Origin of the sequence: Bacillus sp. AFS040349, from assembly GCF_002577655.1 — a bacterium.
In the GTDB taxonomy this organism is placed as follows: Bacteria; Bacillota; Bacilli; order Bacillales; family Bacillaceae; genus Metabacillus.
The window spans coordinates 1-5,512 of record NZ_NUMC01000106.1; the positions used below are offsets into that span (position 1 = coordinate 1).

At 32.6% G+C, this 5,512-nt stretch carries 5 protein-coding genes and 1 pseudogene; 2 read left to right on the forward strand and 4 right to left on the reverse strand.

Annotated features, from left to right (window positions below; genetic code table 11):
* Positions 1-276: 276 nt before the first annotated feature.
* Positions 277-1,752 carry an aminotransferase class I/II-fold pyridoxal phosphate-dependent enzyme gene (locus tag COD11_RS20455; RefSeq protein ID WP_098798722.1) on the forward strand — a complete coding sequence of 492 codons (1,476 nt, stop codon included), beginning with the start codon at positions 277-279 and terminating at the stop codon, positions 1,750-1,752.
* 240 nt (positions 1,753-1,992) lie between these two features.
* Here the strand turns inward: COD11_RS20455 and COD11_RS20460 are convergent, their stop codons facing one another.
* The 3 genes from COD11_RS20460 to COD11_RS20470 form a co-directional block, all read right to left on the reverse strand.
* The gene (locus COD11_RS20460; protein WP_098798723.1) at positions 1,993-2,133 is read right to left on the reverse strand and encodes a GapA-binding peptide SR1P; all 141 of its coding nucleotides are present in this window, start codon (positions 2,131-2,133) and stop codon (positions 1,993-1,995) included.
* 316 nt (positions 2,134-2,449) lie between these two features.
* A complete protein-coding gene (locus tag COD11_RS20465; protein ID WP_098798724.1) occupies positions 2,450-2,917 on the reverse strand; it encodes a hypothetical protein in 468 nt (155 codons plus the stop codon).
* 36 nt (positions 2,918-2,953) lie between these two features.
* Positions 2,954-4,675, reverse strand: a complete 1,722-nt coding sequence (locus COD11_RS20470) for a tetratricopeptide repeat protein (protein WP_098798725.1) — start codon at positions 4,673-4,675, stop codon at positions 2,954-2,956.
* A gap of 251 nt (positions 4,676-4,926) precedes the next feature.
* On the opposite strand from COD11_RS20470, the pseudogene COD11_RS28245 reads away from it, so the two are divergent.
* Positions 4,927-5,101 (forward strand): annotated as a pseudogene (locus COD11_RS28245) (BCCT family transporter); the annotation flags it as partial.
* A 122-nt stretch (positions 5,102-5,223) separates the two neighbouring features.
* Here the strand turns inward: COD11_RS28245 and COD11_RS20480 are convergent.
* Entirely contained in the window at positions 5,224-5,472 is a 249-nt protein-coding gene (locus COD11_RS20480) for a hypothetical protein (protein ID WP_141549717.1), read from the reverse strand.
* Positions 5,473-5,512 lie beyond the last annotated feature (40 nt).

The following is a 5,512-nucleotide window of genomic DNA, read 5'->3' on the forward strand; positions in this document are numbered from 1 at the left end:
ATCTTTTGACACTACCATTAAATAACTATTCTAGACTGGCTAATTTCTCCCTTCTATCTTTTTATTTAATCTTTTCTGTTGACTGACTTTATTGATAGCGATATAATTCATTTGTTTTATGTCTAATAATAACGCAGATTTCGACATAAACTTATGTAATACAAGTAAAACTTAAAAGTATCGGATCTCATACATAATAGACGCTAAACATCATCCGTTGCTTTTGATGTCATAAAAACACAATAATATCTTTCAAAAAAGAAGGTGGGAACAACTTTGTCACAAAAAGAAACACCATTGTTCACTGGTTTAATTGAACATGCAAAAAAAGACCCTATTCAGTTTCATATTCCGGGACATAAAAAAGGAGCAGGGATTGATCCTGAATTTAGACAATTTATTGGTGATAACGCCTTATCAATCGATTTAATTAATATCGGACCTTTAGATGACCTCCATGCCCCTAAAGGAATGATAAAAAGAGCTCAAGACTTAGCAGCGGAAGCATTTGGTGCTGATCATACATTTTTCTCCGTTCAAGGAACGAGTGGTGCCATTATGACAATGGTTATGACTGTTTGTGGGCCTGGAGATAAGATTATCGTTCCTAGGAATGTTCATAAATCCGTTATGTCTGCCATTGTCTTTTCAGGCGCAACACCTATTTTCATACATCCTGAAATTGATAAAAACCTCGGTATTTCTCACGGTATAACAACGGATGCTGTTGAAAAAGCACTAGAACAACACCCTGACGCAAAAGGTGTACTTGTAATAAATCCTACCTATTTTGGGATTTCTGCTGATTTAAAGAAAATCGTTGAAATTGCTCATTCATACTCAGTTCCAGTTTTAGTCGATGAGGCACATGGTGTGCATATACATTTTCATGAAGATTTACCTTTAAGTGCAATGCAAGCAGGTGCCGATATGGCCGCAACTAGTGTCCATAAACTAGGTGGTTCAATGACTCAAAGCTCTGTATTAAATGTAAGAGAAGGACTTGTATCACCACAACGTGTTCAATCCATTTTAAGTATGATGACAACCACCTCAACTTCGTACTTGCTTCTTGCTTCACTTGATGTTGCAAGAAAACGATTGGCATCCGAAGGGCATGAACTTATTCAGAAAACGATTGAGTTGGCTAATTATACAAGAGATAAAATAAACGAAATTCCTAACATATCTTGTATAGGTAAAGAAATATTAGGTACTAAAGCAACATTTGATTATGATCCAACAAAATTGATTATTCCAGTTTATGAACTTGGTATTACAGGCTATGATGTTGAAAAATGGCTTCGAGAAAAATACCTAATTGAAGTAGAATTATCTGATTTGTACAATATCCTTTGTATTATTACACCTGGGGATACGAAAAATGATGTTGATACATTAATTAAAGCATTAAATGAGCTATCTTCAGAATTTAAGGCAATGAAAGAGCAAGGTGATGTAAAAGAACGCATTTTATTACCTGATATCCCAGTACTTGCGCTTACACCGAGAGATGCATTTTATTCGGAAACTGAAATTGTGTCCTTTGAAGAATCCGCAGGTAGAATTATTGCTGAGTTTATCATGGTTTACCCTCCAGGCATACCAATTTTCATTCCAGGGGAAATCATTACTGAAGAAAATTTAACATATATTAAGAAAAACTTAGAAGTAGGTTTACCAGTTCAAGGTCCTGAGGATCCTACACTTAACAAAATACGAGTGATTAAAGAACATAGAGCTATTAGATAAAAATCCCCTCCCTTTTTGGGAATTCTAAAACGTATTTTAGATTGGAAGAGCTTAGCTGGTCGCCCAAGTGTTAGCCTTAGCTTAGCTTTTCTTATCCTTCATCCATAAATTCTTAACTTTCTGAAAGTACAAAACAAAGCTCAAGTACCTTTACAAGTACTTGAGCTAATTTTTTCAGTACAATTTTCCAGTACTGAATTAGAATTCATAGTCAATCTTCCCTTTTATATATAACCCCTTTTATTTGACCTTTACTGAGCTTCGTTGCTGGTTTTGGTTACAACAATCATTATGACTACATTTACCATATAAAGTTGTCACTTTTTCTCCTTCTACATGACCGATTGTAGAGCTGCAGTGCTGACATACGATTGTTCCCATCTCCATACCCCTTTTCACTCTAGATAATTAAAACTATTTAATTCTCCTAATCTCTGAAAGCGTTTAATTAACTCGTTATATTCATAATAATATGTCACATTTAAATAGTCAATAGTTAATTGTATAACACATTTGTTTATTGATTACTTTAAGTATTTGTTAATTAGGATGTATCTTTTTAGTTAGAGCAGAATATATATAATCTGGATAAAGTGATTATTACATTCTTAAGTAACAATTTTTATTCACTAAGCTTTATATAAAAAAAGGTCACTCTTTTTCAAGGAATAGAGTGACACAATCTAACGTTTATTACCTAATATTTTATTCTTTTTTTTGCCTTTTCCAATTCATTTAATATAGATTGATAAGTGTTTTCCGATAGTACTGTTGAGTCATTTTTATAAGCCTCCACTAACATCTCAAAGTCTTCAATCGCAGTTGAAGTACGATGAAAAACTGATTCAGGCATTTTTGCACATACATTACCTCGCAGAATACGTATTGTATAATTTTTTGGTTCTTTCGAAACAGCTTGATCCAGCATTTTCAAACCTTCTAATGCATATTTTTTCTTATCTTTAGGGATTGGGGTATCTCTCGCTAAAAGTGCTGTAGCACTTCCGTAATATCCTAATGATTCTATGTGATTTGGTTTTTCACTTGCTAACGTTTCAAATAAATGATATGCCTGCTGTGCAGCTTTTTTATTTCCCTTTACACCTTTATGATAAAGCTCAACAGCCTCATTAAAACGAAGATTCCATTCTGTATTATTAGCCATAATAGCCTCCTATTTTTTATGTTGTACGAACAAAGATTAATCCTCAATACGTATTCCTTTTTCAGTCAAAAACTCCGAATAAAATAAACTTTCATCTTCCTTAGCAAGTTCAGACCAAATTTCTTTGGCTTTATGAACAAAATGTTTTTTCTCATAAACAGTTCCAAGATCAGCTAATACCTTTAAATATTGACTTTGGGTTATATCAATATCTGTGCTACTTTGATACATTTTAATAACTGCTTCAAAATCCTTAATTATCTGATCACTACAACGAAAGAAAGTATCTGGCAGGCTAAATTGTATATAGACTCGATGTAAAAGAAGTTGAATATACCTTGGATCATTGATCGGAATAGATGTATTTAGTTTCTTTAGCCCTTTTATAGATTGGCTAAAGACCTCATAAGGATCCGAGAAGAATCGACCCAGTAAGGTTAACGACGCGGAATAATAAAACTTTGCTACCGGGCAGCTGCTATATTCTTTTTGAATGAATTCCCATAGTGCCAGTGATTGTTTTGCTGCCTTTTCATTACCGTTCACACCAATATCATGAAGTTTTAATGCAGATTCATATAATTGTTCCTTTGGTTTTTTCATTATTTCATCAAGTATTAGCTCTTCAAATGAAAAGACGTTAATTAATTCGTTGGCTTTGGTAACAATCTCTTTATTTGATGAAAATTCAACAAGTTTATGCCATTGTTTTACTGCTTCCTCTACCATATCTAATCGAACAAAGCATTCTCCAAGCCTAAGTAGGATATCTTCATAGATAGCCAAAGAAAAAATAGTAGGATCTTTTTCATACTGAGCTGATAAATATTGAAAATCACGTGCTGCAGTTGAAGATCGAAAAAAGAAAAACTCTGGCAATCGATAACTTTGCATCGCCCTCCCATATCGTATTTTATAAGTTGTAGGATATTCACTTACAAGCTTATCTAATAGATTTGCAGTCTTATAAGCATTTGTGAATAGTTCAACCATACCGGCAAAACTATGACTATTTTTAATTGAGTTCAAATGAACATTGTAAGCTTGTAAAATTGGATTATTAGAATCTTTATCCATTAATCGTGAGACTTTTTTCATCACCTTAAGTAAAGAGACCTCATCACTACAAATTGCCATAGTATATAAAGAATGAATTTCATCATTAATAGGGTCATTTATATTAGCTACTGGTAAAGATTTTAATTTGCTATTAAACTTAGGTATTTGATATGAAGAATCTATATCTAATAATTTATTTGCTACCTCCGTGGCTTCTTCTATCTTACCTAAACGTTCATACGCAGTAATTAAACTCTTCATTGTTTCAATACATAGTGTTTGTGGAATTCCATAAGAATTGCGTTCATACATGTTTATAATACATTCAAAATCCTCAATTGCTGTTTCCGTTCTATGAAATCGACTTTCAGGCAAGTTATTGGCAACATTTCCTCGTAATGTTCGAATTAATGCATTAGAAGGATCTTTTAATACGGCTACATCAAGCAACTTTAGACCTTCATTTGCGTATTTACCTTTCTCTCTCAGATCAAATGTGTCTCTTGCTAGCAAAGCCTTTACTGATCCAAAATAAGCCATTAATTCCGTATTATTGGGATCTTCTCTTAAAAGTTCCTCAAAAAGACGATGTGCTTCAATACCTGCTTTTTTATCTCCCTTAATTGCCTTGTAATAACACTCTACACCTTTATCAAACTGTTCCTCCCAATATTCCTCTAAATTTTCATAAGAATTCATGGAACATATCAAACCTCCAATCAACATTCGTATTTTAAAAATACAGTGATAATCTATGATTTAAAACAGAAACAAGTGTCAGAAATATAGAAAAACTATGAAATAGTCTATATTTTTAACAAAGTAAATGAAGAGATATTCAAGGCTTACTAGACGTTATTGGATATCATTGAAATTTCCTTTATCCATCATGATTTTCGTATAGGCTTGCGATTTAGAAAAGAACAAAATGGAATAATGAGTAATATGATAAAGTTGATGGAAAAACTGGGATTCTAATTAATTTTATTGCTGTATTTGCGACTGTTTTTGGGGTAGCCACTTCTTTAGGCTTTTGGGGCTGCTCAAATAAGCGGAGGTGTTTCTTATTTATTTAAAGGAATTAAATATTTAAGTAACTTAAACGTAGTATTGGAGCTCCGTTTGCAGTATTAGATCACTTTCCTTTGCAGTGAATATGATCCTAATGGTTTTCTCATTATTAAAATCATTGCAACAAGAAAATATTGTTAAAAAGTAAAGTGGGTACCAATATGGTACTCATTTTTTCAATCCGAAATAAACAAAATAATTTGATTTGCAATAGCAAATAGCAGGAGAGAAAAAAGAGAAAAGTATATCGCATTTTTCCTCGCCTTTATTAAAGTATAAGCAATTAAATATGAAAGATAGAAAAACATGACCAATAAGATAATTTTTGCTAAAAAGCTATCTTTTTTTGAAAGCCATTCTATTACGCTATAGCTACTCCACAAAAGGAGATGAGTAACAGAAAGCAAGCTCCATGTTTTTTTCATTTCATCCTCCCCCTTTATCAATTCGTATTGTCAAAACTTC

Bases quoted from the DNA above. Each gene is read 5' to 3' on its own strand.
- COD11_RS20460 (WP_098798723.1), bottom strand. From the start codon at position 2,133: ATGGGAACAATCGTATGTCAGCACTGCAGCTCTACAATCGGTCATGTA.
- COD11_RS20470 (WP_098798725.1), bottom strand. From the start codon at position 4,675: ATGAATTCTTATGAAAATTTAGAGGAATATTGGGAGGAACAGTTTGAT.
- COD11_RS20480 (WP_141549717.1), bottom strand. From the start codon at position 5,472: ATGAAAAAAACATGGAGCTTGCTTTCTGTTACTCATCTCCTTTTGTGG.
- COD11_RS20465 (WP_098798724.1), bottom strand. From the start codon at position 2,917: ATGGCTAATAATACAGAATGGAATCTTCGTTTTAATGAGGCTGTTGAG.